The organism is Flavobacterium daemonense (assembly GCF_007341385.1).
Taxonomy (GTDB): Bacteria; Bacteroidota; Bacteroidia; order Flavobacteriales; family Flavobacteriaceae; genus Flavobacterium; species Flavobacterium daemonense.
The window spans coordinates 126210-152208 of sequence record NZ_VJYD01000009.1; the positions used below are offsets into that span (position 1 = coordinate 126210).

15 protein-coding genes and 2 tRNA genes are annotated in these 25999 nt (G+C 30.9%); 11 read left to right on the forward strand and 6 right to left on the reverse strand.

The features are described from left to right. Positions 1-49: 49 nt before the first annotated feature. The gene (gene era / locus FND99_RS13105; RefSeq protein ID WP_144338403.1) at positions 50-931 is read right to left on the reverse strand and encodes a GTPase Era; all 882 of its coding nucleotides are present in this window, start codon (positions 929-931) and stop codon (positions 50-52) included. Between the two features lie 116 nt (positions 932-1047). Between era and FND99_RS13110 the strand changes: the two genes are divergently transcribed. Next, a tRNA-Met gene (locus tag FND99_RS13110) sits at positions 1048-1120 on the forward strand. On the opposite strand, the gene FND99_RS13115 is transcribed toward FND99_RS13110, so the two are convergent. The 4 genes from FND99_RS13115 to FND99_RS13125 all read right to left on the reverse strand — a co-directional run bounded on the left by FND99_RS13115 (position 1080) and on the right by FND99_RS13125 (position 4204). Continuing rightward, a complete protein-coding gene (locus tag FND99_RS13115; RefSeq protein ID WP_170245704.1) occupies positions 1080-2636 on the reverse strand; it encodes a recombinase family protein in 1557 nt (518 codons plus the stop codon). The two genes, FND99_RS13110 and FND99_RS13115, sit on opposite strands and share 41 nt — an antisense overlap. Next, positions 2593-2802 carry a hypothetical protein gene (locus FND99_RS20185; RefSeq protein WP_162615554.1) on the reverse strand — a complete coding sequence of 70 codons (210 nt, stop codon included), beginning with the start codon at positions 2800-2802 and terminating at the stop codon, positions 2593-2595. The genes FND99_RS13115 and FND99_RS20185 overlap by 44 nt, the downstream gene beginning before the upstream one ends. Positions 2803-2997: 195 nt before the next feature. Continuing rightward, positions 2998-3351, reverse strand: a complete 354-nt coding sequence (locus FND99_RS13120; protein WP_144338404.1) for a hypothetical protein — start codon at positions 3349-3351, stop codon at positions 2998-3000. A 4-nt stretch (positions 3352-3355) separates the two neighbouring features. After that, on the reverse strand, positions 3356-4204 hold the full coding sequence (locus tag FND99_RS13125) for a hypothetical protein (RefSeq protein ID WP_144338405.1): 849 nt from the start codon (positions 4202-4204) through the stop codon (positions 3356-3358). Between the two features lie 172 nt (positions 4205-4376). Here FND99_RS13125 and FND99_RS13130 point away from each other — a divergent pair, with 172 nt between their 5' ends. From FND99_RS13130 to FND99_RS13165, 8 genes are all read left to right on the forward strand, one after another. Next, positions 4377-4772 (forward strand): helix-turn-helix domain-containing protein, encoded by a 396-nt coding sequence (locus FND99_RS13130; RefSeq protein ID WP_144338406.1) that lies wholly within the window; start codon positions 4377-4379, stop codon positions 4770-4772. 96 nt (positions 4773-4868) lie between these two features. After that, the gene (locus FND99_RS13135; protein ID WP_144338407.1) at positions 4869-5129 is read left to right on the forward strand and encodes a hypothetical protein; all 261 of its coding nucleotides are present in this window, start codon (positions 4869-4871) and stop codon (positions 5127-5129) included. 938 nt (positions 5130-6067) lie between these two features. Continuing rightward, the gene (locus FND99_RS13140) at positions 6068-10918 is read left to right on the forward strand and encodes an NB-ARC domain-containing protein (protein ID WP_144338408.1); all 4851 of its coding nucleotides are present in this window, start codon (positions 6068-6070) and stop codon (positions 10916-10918) included. A 365-nt stretch (positions 10919-11283) separates the two neighbouring features. Then, a complete protein-coding gene (locus FND99_RS13145; protein WP_144338409.1) occupies positions 11284-12735 on the forward strand; it encodes an ATP-binding protein in 1452 nt (483 codons plus the stop codon). Between the two features lie 618 nt (positions 12736-13353). Beyond that, on the forward strand, positions 13354-13794 hold the full coding sequence (locus FND99_RS13150; protein ID WP_144338410.1) for a T9SS type A sorting domain-containing protein: 441 nt from the start codon (positions 13354-13356) through the stop codon (positions 13792-13794). Between the two features lie 6 nt (positions 13795-13800). After that, positions 13801-20103, forward strand: coding sequence for an RHS repeat-associated core domain-containing protein (locus tag FND99_RS13155; RefSeq protein ID WP_144338411.1), 6303 nt, complete (start codon positions 13801-13803; stop codon positions 20101-20103). Next, the gene (locus FND99_RS13160; RefSeq protein ID WP_144338412.1) at positions 20100-20702 is read left to right on the forward strand and encodes a hypothetical protein; all 603 of its coding nucleotides are present in this window, start codon (positions 20100-20102) and stop codon (positions 20700-20702) included. Before FND99_RS13155 ends, FND99_RS13160 begins: the two co-directional genes overlap by 4 nt. Before the next feature lie 403 nt (positions 20703-21105). Further along, entirely contained in the window at positions 21106-21645 is a 540-nt protein-coding gene (locus FND99_RS13165) for a DUF4468 domain-containing protein (RefSeq protein WP_144338413.1), read from the forward strand. A 307-nt stretch (positions 21646-21952) separates the two neighbouring features. On the opposite strand, the gene FND99_RS13170 is transcribed toward FND99_RS13165, so the two are convergent. Continuing rightward, positions 21953-23965: a M13 family metallopeptidase gene (locus FND99_RS13170; protein ID WP_144338414.1), complete on the reverse strand. Its 2013-nt coding sequence runs from the start codon at positions 23963-23965 to the stop codon at positions 21953-21955. A gap of 398 nt (positions 23966-24363) precedes the next feature. Here FND99_RS13170 and FND99_RS13175 point away from each other — a divergent pair. Further along, positions 24364-24435, forward strand: a tRNA-Glu gene (locus FND99_RS13175). A gap of 409 nt (positions 24436-24844) precedes the next feature. Then, positions 24845-25939 (forward strand): Ppx/GppA phosphatase family protein, encoded by a 1095-nt coding sequence (locus tag FND99_RS13180; RefSeq protein WP_144338415.1) that lies wholly within the window; start codon positions 24845-24847, stop codon positions 25937-25939. Positions 25940-25999 lie beyond the last annotated feature (60 nt).

Sequence of the window (25999 nt, forward strand, 5' to 3'; positions counted from 1 at the left end):
TTTTCGTTTAACGATTAAACAAATCAACGATTAACCGATTAAACAAAAATTACTGATTATAACCAAATCGTTTCAGCATATTAGCGTTGCTTCTCCAGTTTTTGTTCACTTTTACGTAAAGTTCGATGTGAATTTGTTTTCCGAAGAATTTCTCTAGATCAGCTCTTGCATCGGTTCCTACTTTTTTCAACGCTGCACCTTTATGTCCAATGATGATTCCTTTTTGTGTATCACGTTCAACCATAATTACAGAACGGATTCTGATGATATTTTCATCTTCATGAAATTCTTCTGTCACGATTTCAACTGCATACGGAATTTCTTTGCTGTAATTCAGCAAGATTTTCTCGCGGATGGTTTCGTTTACAAAGAAACGTTCTGGTTTGTCTGTTAATTGATCTTTTGGATAATAAGCTGGAGATTCTGGAAGCAACTCGATAATTCTGCCAAAAACTTCCGGAACATTGAAATTCTGTAGAGCCGAGATCGGAAAAATTTCAGCATTTGGCACTTTTTCTTTCCAAAATGTAACTTGCTGTTCTAATTGTTCCTGATTTGAATTGTCGATTTTATTAAGAAGAAGCAAAACCGGAATTTTAGCATGAATGATTTTCTTAAAGAAATCCTCATCTTTTAAGTCCTGCTCGCCTATTTCGACCATGTAAACTAAAATATCAGCATCTTCAAAAGCCGATTTTACGAAATTCATCATCGATTCCTGCATTTCGTACGCCGGTTTAATGATTCCCGGAGTGTCCGACAAAACCAATTGGAAATCCTCTCCATTTACAATTCCAAGAATTCTATGACGTGTTGTTTGTGCTTTTGATGTAATAATTGATAATCTTTCTCCAACGAAAGCGTTCATCAATGTTGATTTTCCAACATTTGGATTCCCGATAATGTTTACGAAACCTGCTTTATGTGACATTTGCATACTATTTTAAGGTGCAAAGGTAGTCATATCAACTCAATAGAGAAAATAAAACATTTTTTAATATTTTCGTTGGATTTCTAAAAAATCGACTTATCTTTGCACCCGAACATCGCGGGATAGAGCAGTAGGCAGCTCGTCGGGCTCATAACCCGAAGGTCACAGGTTCGAGTCCTGTTCCCGCTACTACTTGGGACAAAGAAGAGATATTCTTCTTTGTCCCTTTTTTATTTAAGGATATTTGCCTGTTAATATAGTATATCAGCCACACAACTTCATTTATTCTAGTGGTTCGAAACTCATTTTCTGAAATCGTGAAATTTTCAGGATAAATCGAACCTATCAAATCTCGTGAATCTGCCCAATTGCCTGTATCGTAGTATTCATTGAGCTTCAGAAGGTTTTCGATTCCTGCTTTTAACAACCCTTCAATATCTTTGCTGTCAGTTTCAATTGCTGACAATTTTAGCTCCAGCCTGTTTACCATATCCCCATAATCAGATTTCATATCCCTGTAATCCACTGCATCAATCTGTTGTGTTGAAAGCAAATCTCTGGCATGTGAAATTCTCTTTTCATAATCTTTGATCTGATTCATGATACGATCTTTTTCTTCAAAAACTTCTTTAGTCTGCTCTTTATAGCATTCTGACAAAACAATTGTATACACATTTTTGATTTCACGCATAGGTATATACTGCTTCAAATTATTTATAAATATTTCATTGGCTGTATCTGAATTTATCCTGTATCTGCAACCTGCACTGCAATGATAATATGGATAGTACTTGTAGCGTCCTTTTGAGATGCTGGCTGTAAGTATTTTTCCGCAGTCTGGACAAAGAAAAAATCCTCTCAACGGAAAAGGTTTGGCAGTAATTGCCTTTGGCAGATAAGTCTTCGATCTGCCATCCAATATATCCTGCACTTTATAGAATAATGATTCAGAAATTAAAGCCTCGTGCTGTCCCCTTACATAGCGCAGTTCTTCGTCTTTGTATTTAGGCACGACTATTTTTCCACAATAAAGCGGATTGCGGATAGCACGCCAAAAATGATTTTTGCCTGCTTTAAGCCCTTTTTCCTTTGCCATGTGCAAAACCTGTTCAGTATTGAAGATCCCTTTGGAAAGCTCTTCAAATGCCCATTTCAAAATCGATGCCTCAGGCTGATCAAATGTTATGTATTTGGTTCCGTCTTCCTTTACGCGATTTATATATCCTACAGGCGCGTAACCCATGTATCTCCCCTCTTTTCTTGCTCTTCTCATGCCATGAAAAGTATTTAGGGCTCTCCTGTCATTTTCAACTTCAGGAGCCGCAAGGTAAAAAGCAAGCATCATTTTATTCTCAGGAATAGACAAATCAAGTGGCTGTTCAATCGCTTGTGGCTCAACTCCCTGTTTTCTTAAAATACTTATCATCTGGTAGGCATCTCCCGCATTCCTGCTGAACCTGTCCCATTTGGTAAACAGAACCAAATCTGATTTGTTTTTCATCTTCTTTAAGTTCATCAGGAGCTTCTTCCACTGTGGTCTGTTGAAAGTCTTTGCGGAATGATCCTCATAAATTACAATTCTTATTTCAATAGAATTGATATCGCAATACTTGCGAAGCATTTCTTCCTGATTTCTTTGTGAGTAGCCACGATCTGCCTGTTCATCTGTACTCACTCTCACGTATAGGTCTGCTATTCTTTTCATCTTTTGTGTTTAAATAGTTAGAAACTGCCATGTTTGCCAGTTTTCTCAAAAATTCCAAAATCATTTCCGCCTGTTCAAGCGTCACTTCCACTCCTTCATCTTTCAGCATTTTTAATGTTTTCTCAGCCGTCATTCTCCCTCTCTCATTTCCTTCATCTTTCTCCATTTGACAATCCTTTTCATTAAAAAAAGACCATTACTGGTCTTTTTTGTTCCACAATCATTTATCGCTATAAAGCTAAAGCGTATTTTTCATTTTACCCCCATCAAAATATGGCGGGGATAATAACAAAGATAAAAGCTAAATCAATGGCAATCATAAGTAAAATATACTCATCAAAGAGCTTGATTTTCTCAATGATCAACTCTCTTTAATTGAGTCAGGTTTTTGACTTATATAAAACTGATGCAGTTCATCAAATAATTCAAATTCTCTCTGTGGCATTAACTGAAGTGCTAATTCCAATATTCCCAATACATTTATCTGTGGATTCCGTATCAGCTCTGAAACATATGGAGGATCGCTTTCTAAAGCCAGTATACTTACTTTAAGCAGATCTGCAATCATTATGCTCAGTTCATTATAACCTGAAACTTTTACTTCCAAAACAAATGAATTCTCCTTTTCCTGATCCGTTTTCAACTTTGTGAAAAAATCAATTTTGTTCATGAGGCTGACAAAATCTCTGTGCGAGTCTTTTTCTTCAATTTCCATGACTCTAGTTTCTAAGTTTTAGACTTTCCAGACGGTTAAGTTCTGTCTCTGCCAGTTCAATTGCATTCTGTTGAAAGAGATTACATCTTTTCTGCAATAATTCCGTATTCAGAAAATTTATGCTTTTCAATTTAGTCCAACGAAGTTTGCTTGGATGCATTTTTATAAGATCAAACAGTTTTTTATCCTCCTGTGTATTTCGAGGAAATATCTCAGAAGTCAGATCTGTGAAGATCTCACACAGGTCAAATAAATATGCAATAGAAAAATGATTGGGATTATATCCAAGAAAAATATCAATCAAGCCCAGACACAGCTGTTCAACAGCAGTATGCATCATTGCTTCCTGAATAATTTCAGCATCATTTCCGTCAATCTGATTTTCGCTTTCAAGATAAACCTCAGCAATTCTTTTTCTATTGTTCCAATAGGAGCGTACAGATTCAAAATTACGTATAGGTATTTCGTCAAAAGCAATATTCGGAGGAACATTCACATGTTCATATACAATCTGGCTTTTGGTCAATACTTCATGAAAGAAAAACATTTTATGAGGTGCTAAAAATCTGACTGACGTAGCTTTATGAAGCAATAAAGTAACTGTGTAGCGATTGTCTGTTTTAGTCTTGATTGCATCGGCAATATCACATGAAGCATTTTCTATGATTTCATTAGTAATGACCAATAAATAAAAATGAGTATGCTCTTTCTGTTTGGATAAAGATTCCTGAAAAGGATTCTGAACAGCCTGAGTTTTCTTTTTCTCCCCAAAGCAATAAATACCGCTTGTTGAGATTTTATCAATGATAATGTTGCTGATTAATTGTAATCCTGTGCTGTCGATTGTTTTCATAATTTTACTTTTTTTAATTAATACTTGTCTGAAAAGTTGTATTTTTGTTTAATACACAGCAAGTAAGCAATTGATTGTACCGTACCGAACTAATCGAAATTGTATCAAACAAATTGACGCTTGTATTTTACCAATACAGAAAATTTAAAAGAATTTTAAATATCTTTGAACTATGAACACAGCTACGAAACCAAAACATATTGGAAGAAATATAAGCCGAATTAGAGAGCTTAGAGGAATGAAACAAGAAGCCCTTGCAATAGCTATTGGAGTTAGTCAGCAGTCTGTTTCTAATATTGAAGCAAGTGAAGTAGTTGATGAAGAAAAACTTCAAGCTATAGCTGAAGTTTTGGGTGTTTCTGCTGAAGCTATTAAAAATTATAGTGATGAAACAGTTCTAAATAATATTCAGAATAATTTTGAAGGATCTGTTATTAATAGTGGACCAACTGTAAATCATAACTGCACATTTAACCCACTTGATAAAGTGGTCGAGTTATACGAACGTTTAGTTCAAGCTGAGAAAGATAAAGTTGAATATTTGGAAAAATTGCTAAAGGATAAATAACCTTTATAAAAGATATATTAATTCCAAGTAAGAGACTCAAATTGAGTCTCTTTTTTGTTTTACTATATTCTTCAAACCATTACAAAAAACAATACTATGGATAAGACTATAAAACTTCGAGTAAAAAAAGAAATTAACAGGGACAACGAACTTAAAATATTAAAACTAAAAGGTAATTTGATTACTAAAGGATACACTGAAATTATTCATATTGCAGATGAAAATGAAGACTTTTATTTGAACTCTTTTTCAACTTCTTCTGACTATAAAATAGAAGCGGAAAATTTTGTATTGGAATATATCTCATTAAACAATCTCAGCGATACAATTACTTTACTTAGTGCTTCACATAAATAAAATTTCAGACCAAATTTAAGTTACTAATTCATCCAAAAAACCTTCAGATAAACACCCAAAATTTTAAAGATTACAGCGGAGCAAGCTGTTCAACACTACGTTACTTTCTTTTCTTTATTTTATTTTTCGGATAGGTTTTATATTAAAAAAGAAACAGTTTAAAACACTTCAAAAAAGAATAAAAAGTAAGCCAAATTATGATATTTTGATAAAGTAAGTGCGCATAATGACACTCCTCGTTCCTCGTCCTGCCACCCTTCGGGACTTATAGCACTTACTTCACCAAAATCCCATTTTAAAACTGCTTTCTTTTTCTCCTTTTTCTTTTGAAAATATATTTATCGGAACAAAAAATTAACCTCTCAACTGATCAATTAATAAAGCATTACATCTAAAATAATCTTTACTGATCTGATTTAAAATATTGTATTTAAATTAGTTTTCATCCTTTAAGAGTCTCCAAGATTGCCACGTTCCTGCAATCTGCAAGATGTCCGGTTGTATCACAACCGATATCTTGCCACCTATTGCCTCGGAACTCGGCTGTGGAGAAACTGAAAGGATAAGAGATTAAAAACTTCTTTAATAGTTAACAACTATTAAAGAAAACACAGTACCGTAAAATTTATACTACGTAAAAATACCTGATTAAAATATTTACCAAATATTTTTAATTTAACTTGATAAAGTAATTCTATATTCGCTAACACAAAAAAATTACGATATAGCCAAAAGTACTTGCTAAAAGAATTTCAAAAAACTGATAATAAAACTATTTATGAATTTCAGAATTGTATTTAAAATTAAGATTTAACAAAAAATAGTTTCAAACATTCATTACTGGCTTTAGGAACGCTACAAAGTATTACAAAACGTATTAAAGGTAATTTTATTCTTTATATTTACGAAATTTCTTTCTAATAAATAAATAAACTCAAATGTCTCTAGAAGCAAAAATATTACATACTTACGATTTCTCAATGGGTTTTAATTATAATATTATTCCTAGTATTGACAGGATACAATATATTACAGAGCTAGAGGAATTATTGAATGAAAATCAGGTAGTTTTTTTAAAAGGTGAAGAAGGTTCTGGAAAAACAATTATCTGTCAAGAGTTTGTGAAAAAATATGATGAAATTACTTTTTCAGTTTTTTTTAATCCTCACAATAAGATGGACTATTCGGTGAATTATTTTTTAGAAAACATAATAAATCAAGTATCTTTTAAACTTGGAGAAAGTGAAAATGACGAATTAAATGTTGATCGTTATCGAACTTTACTTACTAAATTAAGAAGGAATTTTAAAGGAAAGAAAATTTATTTTGTGCTTGATGGATTAAGTGACTCCATCAGCTTAATGAAAGAGATAGAAGAACTATTATTTTTAGGGCAGACAGAATTTCGTTATATAATCACAGCCGATGATAAAGTTTTTAAAAAAGAAATCAAAAGTTTTAGTAAAATTACTCTTCTAACAAGTATTAAGGTTGTTGGGATTTCAATTAATGATATTAAATATTACCTGAATTTATCTGAAATTAGTAAAAGTCAGGAGGATGATATATTTAAAATCACAAAAGGCCTTCCTTCTAGATTGTTTTTAATAAAAAGACAATTGGATAAAAATATTTCATTATCAAAGATTATGGAATCGGAAAATTATAAAGAGTGGATAAATATTGAGTTAGAAAAAATTGATCTATCTGATAACATTAATGCTAAAATCTTGTCTTTATTGTCATTAAGCCCAAATAAGCTAACTCTAGAGGATATTTCATTTATAATGGATATTAATAAAGAAGAAATATCTGCTATAATTTCAGAAATTGATTTTATTTTTTATGACGATAGCAACTTGAGATTTATTTCAGATTCATATAAAAATGCTATTGCCGAAAAGTTTAAAAATAATTTAGAGTGGGTTGAAAATGGTTTGATAAAATTATTAAACAAGACAGCTGATCTGGATAAAAAAATAGAATTAATTAAATTACTTTTTGATAGAAAAAGATGGACAGATATAAATTCTGAAATGACTGATGAACTACTGATCAATTCATTTAGACATACTGGTAATTTAAATAAAATTAACTCAATAATTAATATTGGAAATAATGCATCAAATCAATTAAAACTGCAAAACAATCTTGTTCACTTATCATTTAAAGGTAGTTATTTTAATTATTTACAAAATAATCTTGAATTAGTATCAGATGTTACGACTAAGCTAGCTTTCAAAGATTACGATGGTGCATTAAATATAGCAAATAAGTCAGTTATCAATGTTGAAAGGTTAAAATTATACTGTCTAATTGCAAAGAAACAAAAATTAGACAATAATATTATTGAAGAAACTTTACTTTCTGACATTGGAGAGCTATTTGATAAAAGTGATTTTTCAAATAGTGGAGATGTCATTTATGATATTATTTCTGATCTGTTATATATTGATCCTTCAATGGCTTTAAAAATTCTTGACAGTAAAGAAATTGATAGTTCAAATATTAATGACTTGATCGTAGCTAAACTTTCTATAATGTCCCTAAATAATGAAGTTGACAATGAGAAAAAAGAATCTGCGAATGAAAAACTTGAAAAATTCAATAACGGAAAATCTAGAAAGTTAAACCGTGCGTTATCTTTTATTTTAGGTAGCTTTTCATTAGATAAAATTTTGAATGAGATTGATAAAATTGATGATTCTATTGAGAAAATAAAGCTAACAAGATTATATTTAGAAAACATTAAGGACGTTACCGAAGGATTAGAAAAACTTATCGATAAAACTTTCGATATTCTTTTATCAACAAATGTAAATAATTTGATAAACTTAGAAATACTAATTCTACTATCTTCAAAAATAACTCTAGTAAAAAGTATAGATGATAAAAAAAATCTACTAAAAAAATTAAACTCAATCGACCAGTTGATTGTCGATAAAGGATTATTTATTAATAAAATAAGATATAAAATTAATATTTTTAATATTAAACTTTCTGAAGCTCCCGATAAATCATTTACAATTTTAGAAGAAATTATAAATGAAATTGAGTTGGAGGAAGATTTATTAATAAAAGCTGAAAGTTTATCTTTAGTTTACAAATCTCTTCATGATTGCAATAGCTCAATTTTGAAAGACTTGAAATCTAAAAATCACAATTCCCTACGTAAAACCATAGATTCATTACTGCAATGTACAGCAAATCAACAATCTGTATTTAGCAATGTTATTAAGAATATCAGTTTAGTTGATTTAAATTTTGCTGTTGAAATTTCTAAAAGATTAAATAATTCAAACAGTAGAGATTTTTGTCTATTGACAGCCATTGAAAACAATATTGATAATGTTGACATTAAGTATATAAATATAGACAATATTATTTCTTACCTAAATTTGTTTAATGAGGTATATTTTAAATGTTGGGCAGTATCTTTAATTTTTGAAAAATTTTCAGAAGAAGATTCATTAAAAAATTACTACTTAATAAAAATCAAAGAAATATATTTTTCAATTGAAAAGGAAATAAATGCAGATGGATCACTTGTTTTTCTAAATATCCTATTATTCAAGATCTTTAAAAAAAATATTAATACTAATAGAAAAGATTTCATAAGTACAAAAGATAGATTAAAAATCTTAATTAATACTTTTTCGCAAGATTGGACTAGGTATGAAATAGTCAATACGATTTGTGCAGAGTTAGCAGAGTTCGATATTCACTTTACTACTGAAATATATAGTAACATAAAAAATATTAAAGATAAAGATGTATTTTATTCTGAACTTTACTGCAAGAGTTATCATTATAATTTGGAATATTTAATTTTTTCCATAGATTGTTTAATTGGTAAAAAAGTAGACATTGAGCCTTTTATTGAAAATATAATTATAGCCATAAATAAAATTCCTTCCGATCTAGCTAGGCTAGATTATTTTTCAAAATTAGGTTTTGTTTTTCATATGCATAATCTCAGTGATTTAAGTAGCAAATTGTTAGATAAAAACATCTATCCACTCTTAAATAATGATAAAATTAATTTAGAAGACACTAATATTGTAATTTTTATTTTTATAAATAATGAGGATTATGCCAAGAAAATTATTGGCAAATTTTCTTATCATTTTAAGAATGAAGCTTTTTACAAGATTGCGCTTTTTTATTTGGATGGAAATAATCCATATAAGATCTATGAAGACAAAGTCGCTATATCAGGTTTCACATATAATAATTTATCTAAATGTATTTCTGTTCTTAGAAATATTGAAAGAGATTTGAATATTTATAAAATTATTGAAAGGATAAGTGATCAGATGGCACACAGAGAAACCAATTTATCTAAAGCTCAGATAAACTATGTTGTGAGTGAATTGGAAATAATCATTGATTCAAAATTGCCTGAACAATTAAATGTACAACATCAAGGATATAAATTAATAAGCAGTTTACAATTAATTAGAATTAAAAAGGATTATCAAAAAATTGACGGCATTTATCAAGATTGTCTAAATATCCCTAATCTATCAGATAGAATATTTATTAAATCAATCATTCTTAAAAACCTTCAAAGTTCTAAAATTGCAGAGAAAAAAAGGTTATTTGATGAGATTATAGCTGATTTACAGTCCTTAAAAGTTACTTTCGAATATATTGAAAGGATAAATGAAATCTCGGAAACAATGTATGCTACCAATAATTCTGCATGGAGTCGAATAGTAAAGTCTGCCTTAACAATCTCAAATAATTTAGACGATAAATATGAGGTATATAAGTATCAAAGAAATCTGATAGATACAATTCATAAAATAGACGAAAAACTATGCAACGAGTTAATTGAATCAGTAGATTGTGTAGACAAAATTGACAATAAAGATCTTGTAAAAAAACATCACGCTAGATTAGAATTATTAAAAAAAATAAAAAATAATCAGACCGTTGAAGAAAAGGAAAAGGAAAATCAACATAATATGTTATATGCAATATACAACTCTTTAATGCTTTTAAACTCTGGTAAATTGTTCCCAAAAAAAATAGGCGATATTAATAAATTTCTTGATGTATCCCATAGTATCCCAATTGATAAGTCGATCATCATTTACATATACTATTTAGAAAATATTGCAAAGAAAGTTTATCCTAAAGGTGAAGAGGAAAAGATTAAAGAATTACTAATTGAAAATTTAAAATCTACTTTTGAAAATTTTGACTTTCTAAAAAGATTGCATATGTATAACTTTAAAGAAAAAAGTGATGTGACATTTAATGTCATTGATGAAAGTAGTAATTTAAGTGTTGAAATTGGAGAACGTGATAAAGCAAAGACATTTATTAAAAATTGGATTTTAAATGATTCAGAAAATAAAATAGTAATTATTGATTCATATTTCGATTATGAAGATCTTGAACTAATAAAATTAATTGCGTCGATTAATAATGATGTTGAATTGTCAATATTAGGAAATAAGATCTTGGAGAAAAGTGAAACATTAGGTAAATGGAAACAATTGTCTTCGGAAAATTTCCCTATTAGTGAGTTCATTTTTGCTTCCAAATCTGATTCTACCTCTCCGTTTCATGATAGATATATTTTCTCACTTTCGAATAAAAAGGCTCTTAGATTAGGAACTTCTTATAATCAAATGGGAATAAAAAAAGCAACAGAAATTTCTAAACTAGAGGGAAGCGATTATCAGCATATATATGATACTGTAGTTAAGAATTTTGTTATTGAACGAAATAGAATAATAAATAAAGAAAGAATTAATTATGACACATTCCAATTTTGATCTCTAATTAATGATGATTAATATTGTCGTAAATTAATTGGCTTGATAAAAATAGTAGATGCTTAAAAGCTGTCAAACGAAATTTTCATTTTTTGGAATTATGATTAAAATAATCGGCATTCCTGATAGACATTTTTTTCTAGATTGTTGTTCCATAATTTTAACTTAGAGGATTATGGAAGAAAATGACAAAGTTTGAATTTGGTTTAATATTATTAAAAAAATTATTCCAAAAATACAATAAAAAGTTATTAACAATTGGATGTAAAAAATGAATCTTATTTGATCCTTATTTGATGAATTGACGTATTTTTACAACAAAGCCCAGTAAACACAGGCTATTCTTATTTGATGGTTATTTGATTATGGAGTTAAAAAAGTTAATAAATATAGTAAACGATTTGATTAAACAACCTAACGAAAGTGAATGGGTTGAATTCAAATTAAATTATCATTCAGCTGAAGAAATAGGCGAACGTATATCCGCATTGTCAAATGGAGCTTGTTTGCACAATCAACCTTATGGTTATTTAATTTTTGGTGTAGAAGATAAAACTCATAAAGTTACAGGCACAAGTTTCAAAATAAAATCACATAAAAAAGGTGGCGAAGATCTAGAAAGTTGGCTAATTAATAGGCTCGCCCCTAAAATTGATTTTAGAATGTATGAATTTGAATATGAAGATGGAATTCGTATTTCAATGATAATAATTCCATGTGCAGACAATCGACCTGTTGATTTTCTGCATGTTTCATATATCAGAATAGCTAGTTACACAAGAAAATTAAGTGAATTTCCAGAAAAGGAAGGGAAAATTTGGCGGAAAGCCCCAGATAAGCCATTGGAAAATCTTATAGCTAAGGCAAATGTAACTTCTTCTGAAATAATTAGTTTGCTTAATTCTCAAACCTATTTCGAATTATTAAAATTGCCTTATCCAAATACACAAGATGGAGTAATTGAAAAATTTATTTCAGAAAAGTTAATAAAAAAGAACAAAGATAACTACGATATTACCAAATTAGGTGCAATATTATTAGCTAAAAACTTAGAAGAATTTGATGAAATAGGTAGGAAAGCTGTTCGAGTAATTGTATATAAAGGGAAAAACAAAGTTGAAACCATAAGAGAACAAATAGGGAAAAGAGGATATGCAGTTGGTTTTGATGGATTAATTGATTGGATAAACGGGCAATTACCCGCAAATGAGGAAATAGGTAAAGCTTTCAGAAAAGAAACAAAAATGTACCCTGAAATTGCAATAAGAGAACTAGTTGCTAATGCTCTCATTCATCAGGACTTTAATGAAAAAGGATTTCCTATGATAGAAATATTTTCGGATAGAATTGAAATTTCAAATCCTGGTTTACCGCTAATAACTCCCCAACGTTTTATTGATGAATATATATCTCGAAATGAAAAATTAGCGGATATATTAAGAAGATTTGGAATATGTGAAGAAAAAGGAAGCGGAATTGATAAAGTAATTTTTTACAATGAAATGTATCAGTTACCCGCTGTAGATTTTATTGTTTCAGAAAAAAGAACTAGAATTACAATGTTCAGTTATAAGGAACTTAATCATTTAGACAAAAAAGACAAGGTAAGAGCTTGCTACCAGCATGCCTGTTTACGCTACGTATCAAATGACATAATGACTAACCAAAGCCTAAGAGAGCGTTTCCAAATTGAAGAACAAAATTCTGCTATAGCATCAAGAATTATAAAAGATACTATAAATGAAGATTTAATAAAAGATGACGACCCTTCCAGCAATTCTAGAAAATATAAAAAATATATTCCTTTTTGGGCATAAAACGAAATGTACAAATTGCTTTTCTTAATATATTAAATTACAGTACTAGTCTATATAGATAGAGCGAAGTAATATTTTCAATACAAACAGAAAATTTAAATCTTATTCAATTTTGTTAAATCACTAACAAAATGGTTCGAGAATTGTCCCGTTAGGGCTACTAATAATTTTAAAAGCCAGAGAAATCTAGATTTCTCTGGCTTTTTTTGGTTCGATAAATTAAACTTTCATTTATCGGAAACACTGCACCTCAGTAATTTCAACAGAACTTGGTTCGAGTCCTGTTTAGTTATCATAAACATAATACTTTACAAAAATTAAATTATTGATATTCTACAAATTTTATATTTCAAATAATTTGTAGAAAATATTACTGGATCTTTTTTTCTTGCATAGATACACATTGATTTTAAAAAAAAAGTAAAAAACACTTACAAAAAAATATGTTAATATTTTAACAATTTGTAATTTACATAATCATGAAAAATAGTTTCATCGATAAAATCATACATTTTATCGATGAAATTGAAGATTTAATAAAAATTACATAGGTATAATATTACATTTAAATTTTTTATTTATTTGTAATGAATTAACAATTGTTTAACAAGATTTCATATGAAGAATTTTCTCTGTTTTCTCCTTTTGGGATTTGCCTTCTTTGCAAATGCTCAACAAAAAATCACTTTTACTTATGATCAGAAGGGCAATCAGACCTTTAGAACCTTATGTTTAAGCGGGTGCTCAGCAAAACCTGCTAAAAATATAGATGTCCCCTCAGAAGCAGATTTAGAAACTTTTTTTCCTGGCGATGTAATTTCTTACTACCCAAACCCAGTTAAAGAAGAACTGTATCTTAAATGGAAATTGATCGATGATGATAAAGTCACATCAATAACAGTTTATGGAATAAATGGACAAGTTTTAAAAACTTTCTCCAAAACATCAACAACGGATAACCTACTCATTTCTTTTCAGGAATATCCTGTAGGTGTTTATATCTTGACTCTAAACTATCTAAAAGACGAGCAAAAAACAATCAAAATAATTAAACAATAAAATCTTATGAAACAACTCTACTTTTTCATTGCATTTTTATTTACTTCTTTTGTTTTTTCACAAAACTTTACTGATACAAAAGGTGAATTACAAATTACGACATCAGGTGCAGCAACATATAATTTGCCAATAGTTATTCCTCCAAGCTTAAAAGGATTTGCACCAGCGATAAATTTGACTTACAACAGTGCCCAAAGGGGCGGTATTGCTGGACAAGGATGGAATATTAATAGTATCTCTATAATAAGTAGAATAGGAACCAGAAAAGACATAGACGGCTTTATTGATGGAGTAGATTTTGACGACAACGATAAATTAGCATTGAATGGTCAACGGCTGCTACTAAAATCAGGAACCTACTGGGCTAGTGGCTCAACTTATGAAACCGAATTTAAGAGCAATACAAAAATTGAATTATTTATCGAAGGAACAAAAAGTTATTTTATTGTCACTTCTCCAGATGGGTCACGAAGCTGGTATGGATCTGTAGGCTCAGGCAATCTACAAGATTCTGTTACCTTAGATGCATGGTATATTGTAAGATCTGAAGATGCAAACGGTAACTTTATAAATTATTCATATGATTCGTACGGGAAACTTCATCTTAGATTTATTTACTTTAGCGGTAATACAACAGCTGGAATTTCTACTCAAAACAAAATTGAATTTAAATATAGAGATGCAAAACGTTTCGAACGAGAATATGTAAAAGGTGTTGCTGTTTTTTCACAGCATATTTTAGAAAGTGTAGATGTTTACAGTAACAATAGCCTTTATCGTACATACAAACTTTCACATACAACAGATTCTCAGTTAGGTTATGAAAGGGTATCTAGTATCAAAGAAATCACTGCGCAAAATGAAGAATCAAACCCAGTTACTTTTACTTATGCCTCTAGTCCAGTCAATCAGGAAAGGACAGAAAAAGTATATGTAAACAATCTCAATTTTGACAAATATGACATATCTGGTGATTTTGACGGAGATGGTCGTTTAGACTTTACTATTGACAATCAATTGTATACCAATTTATTCAATGGAAGTTCTGGTAGTGCACCAATTACAATGCCTGTATATACCTCATCTGACAGATCATTTACAGCAACTACATTGACTAATAATAAATTGAATCAATTTAACACCATTGTCAATGCAGAAGTAGATCTTTACTCATTGACGTTTAAATATTACAATTTGACAGGAGGTTCTGTAAACCAAGTATATGCCAAGACAGTCCCTATATCTAATGTTGTCTCCAATGATATTCAATGCAGTACGGGAGGCGGAGGTGGAGAAGAACAAAGTCGAGGAACCACGACATCAGCATATGAATATCCCGAGGCTCTTAATCTTAACAATCAATATCTAGAAGGCGATTTTAATGGTGACGGCATTTCTGAGGTTATAATATTTCAATATTCGCAAATTGACCATTATGGTATGGACAGCCCATGTACTGGACCAAGAGGAGAGGCTTTAAATTGTAATTGCATTTTACAATATTCAAGTATTGGGAACTGTGCAAATGGAGCATATTACTTAAATTTAGATCCTAATGGTTCAACTACGCTCAATACCAAAGATTTTGTATATATGCCCGATCTTATGTTCTGTAAAGAATATGAGGATAAATTTACAGCGGATTTTAATGGAGACGGAAAAACAGATATTTTGGTAGTTAATAAAACCACTAAAAATTACAGAATCATATCTCTTCAACAATTAAGCAGTGCCCCATGGGTTTCCTTAGAAATTATTGGCACTGGGAATTTGGACAAATACTCTCCTACCAAACAGATTCTTTTTGGGGATTATAATGGGGACGGAAAAAACGACATAATGTTGCCCGATTCTGAAGGCGGACCAGGACAAGATCTATGGTATATTTATTTCAGCAATGGAAATCCTTCTGGTGGTGAATATTTTACAAAAGGGTATTGCAATATCGTAGAATACCGCCCAAATACTTCTTTGGAAGTTCCCAACCCTTATACTACTCAAATTCATTACAGCACATATTATGCAATGGATATTAATAAAGACGGAAAAACAGATTTAGTTCGAGTTTGGCGAAAATATTATAGCCCGTCATCATTCTTTGATCCTCAAAATCATAATACGCAATGGCAAGTAACCGGCTTTATTAATAATATTGACTACGTTGGTGCTGTAAAATATTCGCTCGCATATGATTCTGGTGTTTTTACTTCTACTTCTCCTGACAAACCAATAGCTGTAGGAGCAAATTATAAATACAAGGGCATTGACACTGATCTTGTTTTAGTCCGAGGTCATTATAACAGAATTGAATATTACCAGTTCAATAAAAATGTTAATACCGAAAATAGGCTCATAACAGTATCAGAAGCAAGTGGAAATATAACTCATAATATCGAGTATAAATCAATGGAAGCAACTGATGCTGGGCTAGGCAATGCTTCAAGTGATTTTTATTCATCGGAAAATGTTGCAACATATCCATATGTTGATATTATTCGTGATTATAAAAGTTATTTTGTCTCTCAATTAACAACGACTATTAATGGCGTTTCTAAATATCAAGAATTCAGATATAGAAGTTACATCCATAATTTTGAATTTGGGGCAGTCGGATTTGCTCGTACAACTAGAAGTAATTGGTATTTGTCCTATTCAGACACCAAAATTTGGAACACTCAATTTAACGATCCAAACTTAAGAGGAATAAACACAATATCATGGACGAGTACTAATGGAACAACAGTTTTCGATACTACTCCAACTGATTTATTAACAACTAGCACAAGTACTTTTCTGACTTATATTAATCCATCTTCAAAATTGTTTAACATCTTATTAGACAAGCAAATTAATACGGATCATTCTAGGGATACTAGAACAGAAACGACCTTTACATATGATGGAACTGTGCAAAGTACTGATTATTTTGGTTTGCAAAGTAAAATTGAAACTAAATCTTTCATCAGTGGATCAACTCTTCAAGGAACTAAGACCGTTGACAAAGAATATTATAATTCTCTAGGAAGTGGTGCAAATTACTTTATTGGACGACCTAAGAAAAATACTTTTTCGAACACAATTTATACAGGAGGAGGAGATACTCGAACATCAAACGAAATCTATACTTATACTGGAGTAAATTTAACCAGGATCGAAAATAATGGAAATAATACTTTTGCTGTTTTCCAAGATTTTACATATGATTCAGTAGGTAATATATTAACTACAACAATTAGTGCTCCAAGCGCTCCAAATCCTGCTTCCGCGAGAACATTCACAAATGAATATGATAGCAGTAAACGCTTTGTCGCAAAACGAACAGATCATCCGAATTTCATTTCTAATTTTACTTATAATTCACAAGGACAAGTTACTCAATCAACAGATCCATTAGGAGTAACGAATATTTATACATATGATAATTGGGGAAAACTTTTAACTACCACTACCCAGAATACTTCAATAACGCCTCTTGTCAATACGAACACATATGCCAAATTATCTAACGGAGGATATACTATAACAGCTACTGATAATTTAGACCGAAAAACTATAATTCAATATGATGCCCTAGATCGACCTGTGATTACTTCAACTAACAGTTTTGCTCCAGGGTCTACCATCTCTAAGCAAATAGTTTATGATGGATTAGGAAAAATGAAAAAAGAAAGTGAACCTTATTTTTCTTCTCCTAACCAATGGACAGAATATGATTATGATTATCAAATGCGTCCTACTCAAATAAAGTCTCCAACTAACAAATTTCAGACTTTCTCTTATCCGCTTGGGCAAACAATAACAAGCAGTGATGATGGCAAAACAACGACCGTTACAATCGATGCCTTAGGAAACCGAGTTCAAACAACTGATCCTGGCGGGACTATCGATTTCACTTATTATGCTGATGGTCAGTTGAAGCAATCTAATTATCAGGGAGAAACTGTGGGAATTTCGATTGATGGATGGGGTAATAAAAATGGAATGTCTAATTCCGGAGCTGGGACTTACTCGTATTCATACGATTCTTTCAATCAAATAAAAACAGAGACAAACTCACAAGGAACAACTACTTTTACTTACAATAATTATGGAAAACCAATTGAAAAAACTGTTACAGGAAATACTAACAGTGTAACAACATATTCATATAATGGATTTGGACAAATAACCAACAGTACTCTAGTTGAAAATGGGAAAACTTCTACAATTCTGTATGATTACGACAATTATAACAGATTATATAAAACAACGGAAAGTACACCGTATGCTCTTTTCGTAAAAGAATTTACATTTGATTCCTTAGGAAGAATAGATACAGAAACAACGACAGCATCTGTTTCAGGAAAAACCAGTTCTAATGTAATTAAGAACTATTATCAGAATGGCTTTTTATATCAGATAAAAGACAATACTACACAACAGGTCTTATGGCAACTCAATTCACTAAATGAAAGGGAACAACTTACTGGAGCTTCTTTAGGAAACGGAATTGCAATAACAAATACCTATGACCAATATGGATATGCCTCTCAATTTAAATTCGATAAAACTGGAGCAAATCCGGCAAATATTTTGACTTTGACAACTGCATTTGAGCCTAAAAGAGGAAATTTAAACAATCGAACTAATAATATATTTAATTGGAACGAAACTTTTGGCCATGACCCTTCTGATCAATTATTGACATACAATAACGCACTAGGTCAGCAAGAGTCACAAAGTTACGATGCAAAGGGCAAAATTACACAAAATAGTATCGGTACATATGATTATACAGTTCTTGGAAAAACATATCAAAACAATTCCATTACTTTAAGTCCACAAGCATTAGCATATTATCAGAACAGAGGTACTGGTACTAATTCGGCTCCTAAACTAGATTTAGAGATTAGTTATAACTCGTTTAAAAGCCCATTTTGGATCAAAGAAAGAGGACGTGATGGAAATTTAATCGATTATATAAATTTTATATATAATGATGATAATAATCGCAGCACAATGTTTTATGGTGGATCTCAAGATGATATCGAACTTCGTCCCTTCCGTAAACATTATTCTGCTGATGGCACAGTAGAAATAAAAGAAAATAGGACAACAGGGAATGTAGAATTTTTCACTTATATTGGAGGAGATGGTTACAATGCGTCAATAGTTTTTAAAAAAGATAATTCATCTGAAAATTATCTATATTTACATAGAGATTATCAAGGAAGCATACTAGCAATTACGAATCCCGCTGGAGCATTAATTGAAGAACGTTTATTTGATGCTTGGGGAAGCATCTTGAAAGTCCAAGATGGCAATGGAAATATTTTATCTGGTTTAACTGTATTAGAGAGGGGTTATACAGGCCATGAGCATCTTCAAAATATTGGATTAATCAATATGAATGCAAGATTATACGACCCAATGCTTCATAGATTTTTACAGGTAGATGATTACATCCAAAATCCTGCAAATACACAGAATTATAATCAGTATGGATATGTTTTGAATAATCCTTTAAAATATACAGATCCAAGTGGAAATGCTATACCAGAACCTGGTAAGGGAGGCAACACAGATGGACAAAACAGTGGGTTGGCTAATTTTGCTGTATCAATTTTTCAAACAATAAGTGCCAATTGGGATAGCTGGGGAATTAAAGATTGGGCTAACAAAAACATTAATTATAATAATTTTGAAGATGGCGTAAATTTTGTAACTAGAAATATTAAATCGTTTGGAGACAATATTACGTCCCATTTCAGAAAAAGCATTGGAAACTCTCCTTCACCATCTGATTTTAATCTAAGTAATTCAGGATCTTTTGGAGGTGAAATGCCTGGATATAAACCCTTCCAAACGCAAAAAGGAGCGCAACAGAATGCAAATTTTTATTATGATGCTTTAGATGGAATACAATTTAATAATGGATCAATAAAACACAGAACAGATTTTGTACTTACATTTAACCCAGATCCAACAGCAAACGCTGCTCTTCTAAAATTTAAAAACGGAAAATATTATATAAATTTTGACATTTCAGATTTTGAAGTTACAAAATCAAATATACGTGCTTTAACAATTCATGAAGCATATGGTCATGGAGATATGGGCTATGGAGATCGTAATAAAAATCATTACAGAGCATATACAGCAACAATAGATAGTAAATACTGGGAGGCAACAACTTATGCATTCAAACATAATCAAGTTATTAAAATGTGGTATTATTTCTACAATGAAGTTGCTATTAAAAGTGAAAATCCTATAAGGATGCGAGAAAAATATATGACTGAATATGATAAATATATAAATAGAAGATGATAAAGAAATTATTCACACTACTACTGTCAATAATATCGATTAATTCATATTGTTGTGATTGTAAAACTATTTCTAAAGAAACTGAATATCGAAATTCTGATTTTATTTTTCTAGGAAAAATTATTAGTGTCAACGATAAATTTTTCGAAATAGAAACATTAGAAGTTTTTAAAGGAAAAACTATAAGAAAAATTAAATCTTATATAAGCGACTGTAGCATTTATCCAAACAAAGGGGAAATATGGCTTTTATATTCAAAAAAAAATAGCAAAAATGCTTTTTTCATTAGTGCATGTGGGAATTCACGAAGTTTTTCAAAACCTTTCACTATAAATTACACAAATTTGCCACCACCACCACCACTCGATATTCCTGAGGCTTGTAATGACTTAAATGGAAAAAATTATTTTAAAATTGCTTTATTGCAACTAGAATTGGATATAGCAAAGTTGAGGCAAATTAGAAGCCAAAACAAATTCATAGTTCTTACAAATAATTATCAGAGTTTACAAAACCAAATAAAGTTATTAAAATTAATTACTGTATCGATAATTATTTTTGTACTCTTTTTAATTTTTAGGTGGCGTAAAATTAGATAATATTAATAAGCATTGTAGATACTATTATCTTGATTACAAACTAATTAACCATTAACAAATCTCCATAACAAACAATTAAACTCGATCTTAAAAAGAATTCTTTTGAACAATCAATTCTTTGAACTCCAATAAGAAAATCAAAAAGATTTTGGTATTAGATGTTATATTTTAAAAAGAATAAAAAAATTTAAATAGAAATAAAACTATTAATGCAAACTGATATACGTCAAATTAGGTTCGTGTTTAATAATACAACTGATTAATTTTTCTTAAATCATTTGTAAAATGGTTCGAGAATTGTCCCGTTAGGGCTACTAAATAAAAACACCACTTCAACAAGTGGTGTTTTTTATTTATAGCAATATTTATCTTTTTATATTTGATATAAATAAATTTTACTGCAATGAGAAAAACATCATTAATAATTCTCTTATTTGTTTTAACAATTTCATGTAATTGTTTTTCGCAATCTTTAGTTTTTGAAAAAATTGTTCAAGTCGACTCTACGAAATCAAAAGAAATTCTTTTCGAGAGACTTAATACTAAATTGATTGATTATTATGGAGGACAAAATAATTTTAATAAAAACATTATTCAATCTGATAAAGAAAATGGAGTTATTAAAATTAAGCAAGAGATGCGCTATAATAAAAATGAGTTTATGAATAGCGCTAATGGTGTGATTGATTTTAACATTAATGTATTTTTTAAAAAAGGACGATGCAAAGTATTAATAGATAATATTACACATACGGGTATGGGTATATCTATGGGAGCGATTACTGAAGACAAAGAATACCCTCATACTGACAAAGATTACTTAAAATTTCGTAAAAGAAAATGGATAGAAATTAAAGACTTTATTTATTCTGAAATGCCAAAGAAGATTTTGATGATCGAGAAAATTCTTAATACACCTTTAGAGCAAGAAAATGAGTGGTAAATCATAAGACTGTAAAAGCTCCCGATTGCACAGGTCTAACCTCAATCGTTAGCGCAGATTTGCAATTTGTGCCCACAAAGATTGTAAATAATCACTTTTTATACAATAAAACAACAACTTGTACTCGTATAACCTACACGAGCTTCACTATACGGGCACAGATTGCAAATCTGCGCTATCGTTGCCTATATATTGGAGCAATCGAGTTCGTGAATTGTCCCGTTAAGGCTACCAAAAAAAAAGCTTCAGATTTCTCTGAAGCTTTTTTCTATTTGCTAAATGAGGCAATAAATGTTGAAAAATCGAATTACCAAATCGTTATCCTATCCTTCTCTGGCAAATACATTTTGTCTCCCGGTTTTACATTAAATGCATTGTAAAAAGGTGTTGTATTCATTAGCGTACCATTAACGCGCCAGTTTGGTGTAGAATGCGGGTTATTATTGACCCATAAACGCAGAAATTCGTCTTTCATTTTTACTCTCCATATTTTAGCCAAAGAAATAAAGAAGCGCTGATCTGGCGTAAAACCATCGATTTTTTCGTTTCCTTTTCCTTGTTCAGTCATTTTAAAGGCGTCGTAAGCAACTGCTAAGCCTGCAATATCTGCTGTGTTTTCACCAACAGTCATTGCACCATTAATATGCAGATCTCCTAGAACAGTATAAGTGCTATATAAATTAATAACTTGTTGTATTCTTGACTTAAACTGTGCATAATCTTCTTTTGTCCACCAGTTTTTCAAGTTTCCATCTTTGTCATATTGCGCACCTTGATCATCAAAAGTATGGGTAATTTCGTGACCTATCACCATTCCGATACCGCCATAATTAAGTGCATCATCTGCATTGTTATCAAAATATGGAGGTTGCAAAATACCTGCAGGAAATACAATTTCATTTGCAGTTGGGTTGTTATACGCAGTAACTGTTGGAACTGTAGTATACCATTCTGATTTATCGACAGGCTTGCCCAATTTCGCCAATTGAAATTGATACGCAGCTGTAGAAGCCGAAACCACATTCTCAAAATAGGCATTCCTAGCAATATTTACATTGCTATAATCTCTCCATTTATCTGGATATCCTATTTTCTTGGTAATAGCAAACAACTTTTCTTTGGCTTTTTGTTTCGTAGCTGGACTCATCCATTCCAGTTTGTCGATTCTTTTTCCGTATGCTTTTTGCAAATTATTCACGAGAACCAACATCCGTTTTTTAGCATCTTCCGAAAAATATTTCTTGACGTACAATTCCCCTAGCGCTTCGCCCAAGTAATTATCAATGACATTCGCCATTTTTTCGCCACGTGTTTTTTGAACCGCTTGACCAGAAAGGACTTTAGTATATTCAAATGAGGCATTTACAAAAGGTTTGCTTAAATCATCTGCATATCTTTCAAGAGAATTTGCCTTTAAGTAAATTTTCCAATCATTAACCGGAATAGTTTTTAAAAGCTTATTAAGAGCATCATAATAAGCGGGTTGGCCAACATTAATGAAATCGGTTTTGGCACCTAATTTATTTAGAAAAATCGTCCAATCTATGTTTGTATGTTTTTTTACAAGATCTGCAACAGCGGTTTTATTGTAATTTGCTTGCACATCTCGAAGCTCCACTTTTGTTCTGTGCGAAGTGGCAAGTTGTTTGTCAATACCATAAACCAAATCTGCATTCTTTTTAGCCTCTTCGGCATTACTGCCTGTTTGCTGAAATAATGTTGAAAGGTATTTTTTGTATGCTGCTTGTATAGCAACAGTTGATGAATCTGTTTTGAAATAATAATCTCTATCTGGCAAACCGATCCCCGTTTGATAAAGTTGAGCAATATTCATACTGCTGTTTTTATCATCTGGCGAAACTCCAAAAGCTATAATTGAAGAGTTGCCTACTTTTGTTTCGTTCACCACAAAGTCCATTAAAGATGGTAAGTCTTTAATTGCATCAATTTTAGCAAGCAAAGGTTTGACAGGCGAATAACCGCGCTTGTCGATAGTTACAGTATCCATACCAGATGCATAGAAATCACCGACTTTTTGCGCTACACTTCCTGTTGAATTTTCGCTTTTCGATATACTGTCCAATATACCCTGCAGGCGCATTCGTTGCGGATAATTCATAAACATATAAACACCAACTCCCGCTTGAGATGCTGGGATTGGTACTGAATCGTACCATTTGCCATTCACATATCTAAAAAAATCATTTCCGGGTTTTAATGTGGAATCTATTCCGGTGATCGCGGTATTTTTTTTACCTTCATGTTTTGAGCACGCTGTTAAAGCTAAGAATGCGGTAAAGAGTAGTAATGATTTTTTCATAATCTAGATAATTTCTATTAAAATGAATTGAAAAACGTTGAAAGCAGAAATTTTAAAATGAATTCCTTGGCATCTAAAATTTTAGCAGAACAATATACAAAATCAGTTTTTAATTTTAAACTTTTTGTCAGCATTACTAGTTTAAAAAATCAGAATTATATGTCATTATTTATCGACTATGCAGCAATCTTTTTTAATGTTTTGGGTCATTTCAGAGAAAAAACAAAATTTCTATTCAGTTAAACGCATTTAAGAGCTCTTTTTTAAATACGATTCAAAAAATATCAAATTTCAAAATACTGAATTTCAGCATTTTCAAAATAATTGAAAAATTTTTCGCAAAAACGTTTTGTACATTCCAAAAATAGTTGCACTTTTGCACCCGCAATAACAAAGCAGGTCCGTTCGTCTATCGGTTAGGACGCCAGGTTTTCATCCTGGTAAGGGGGGTTCGATTCCCCCACGGACTACAAAACAAAATAAAAGCTTCAGAGAAATCTGGAGCTTTTTTGTTTTTACATCCTTTGGAAAATATTCGCAGATTTTATCCGTTTATAGTTCTACCGAAAATCAGAAGAAAAAAATCAGAAGTTTTATGACATTGATTGAAAAATTTCGTTAAACCCAATAATCCTTCAAATAGTAACAATAAAAAAACATATAAGTTCTTTTTTCTTCAAACAAAATGTCGGATTTTTGCAACACCAAATTAAAAGCCAAATCTATAAACACTACAACAACCTACACCTTAAACTCATTCGATTTTTAAATGCTCCCTACAGCTAAAATCTAGAACAACTTTCGGTACTAATTATACAATCAAATCATTATCGTACACAATTATTCAAAACTATATTACAACAACAACAATTAAATCCAATGATTAAAAAAAACAAACCCCAAATTTTATTTTTTATTCTTTTAAATTTATTCTTTACTCTTAACGCATTTTCTCAAAAAAGCCTTTACGCTGGAATTGAAATTGGCCGAAGAGCAATCAAAGTATCTGTTATCGATGTAAACAACATCAGAAAAGCGGATTATAAAATTTTGTACTTCGCTACTGAAAGGCTTGATTTTGCGGCACACATCGCAGAGAAAGGTGAACTTCCACAAGAAGACATCAACAAAATCAGCATTACAGTTGTTGATCAATTGAAAAAAATCAAAACTGACTTTAAACTTCTTGAAGAAAATATCTTTATTGTTGCCGCGCCTGTTTTTTCATCGGCAAGAAATGTTGAAGTTTTGAGAAGCAAAATCACAACACTTACCAACAAAAAACTTGATATTTTGAATGTTGATGAAGAAGCTAAAACACTGGTTAAAGGCGCTATGCCTCCTGTTGATTATGCTAACGCTTTTTTACTTGATATTGGAGCTCAAACAACTAGAGGAGGTTATATTGACGAGCTAGAAAATGACAAACTTGCATTTATTCCTTTAGAACTTGATTTTGGTACAATGACACTTACTGATGCTGTAAAAAAGACGGTGGTGAATCCAAATCAAGCTAACGATATGTCAACATATCAAGAAAAGTCTTTTGACTTTAACCCTATTTTGCGCAAGAAAGTAAAAGCAATGCTTGACGCGAATCCGCTTTTATTGAAAAAAGACAAAATGTATTTATCCGGAGGTGCTGTATGGGCTTTTGCAACGCTTTATTATGATGAAAATGTAAAAGATCACTACATTCCTTTAACCTTGGAAGATGTAATCAATTATGACGCAATTTTGAAAAACAACTTTGTCAAGTTTAGCAATATGGCAAAAACTAACAAAGAAGCTGCAAGGGTTTTAAGCACTTATGATCAACAATATCTTATTTCGGCAAATAACATTTTAGTGACTTGCCTTGAAAGTATTCCGAATTTACAATCAAAGAAAATATACTTTGTAAAAGAAGGACAAGTAATCTGGTTGATCTCTTATATCGCAGATCGTTCTAAAAAAGTAAATACTAATTTTTAAGTATTCGCTTTAGAAAAGAAACAAAAAAAGCTTCAGATCTCTCTGAAGCTTTTTTTTGTT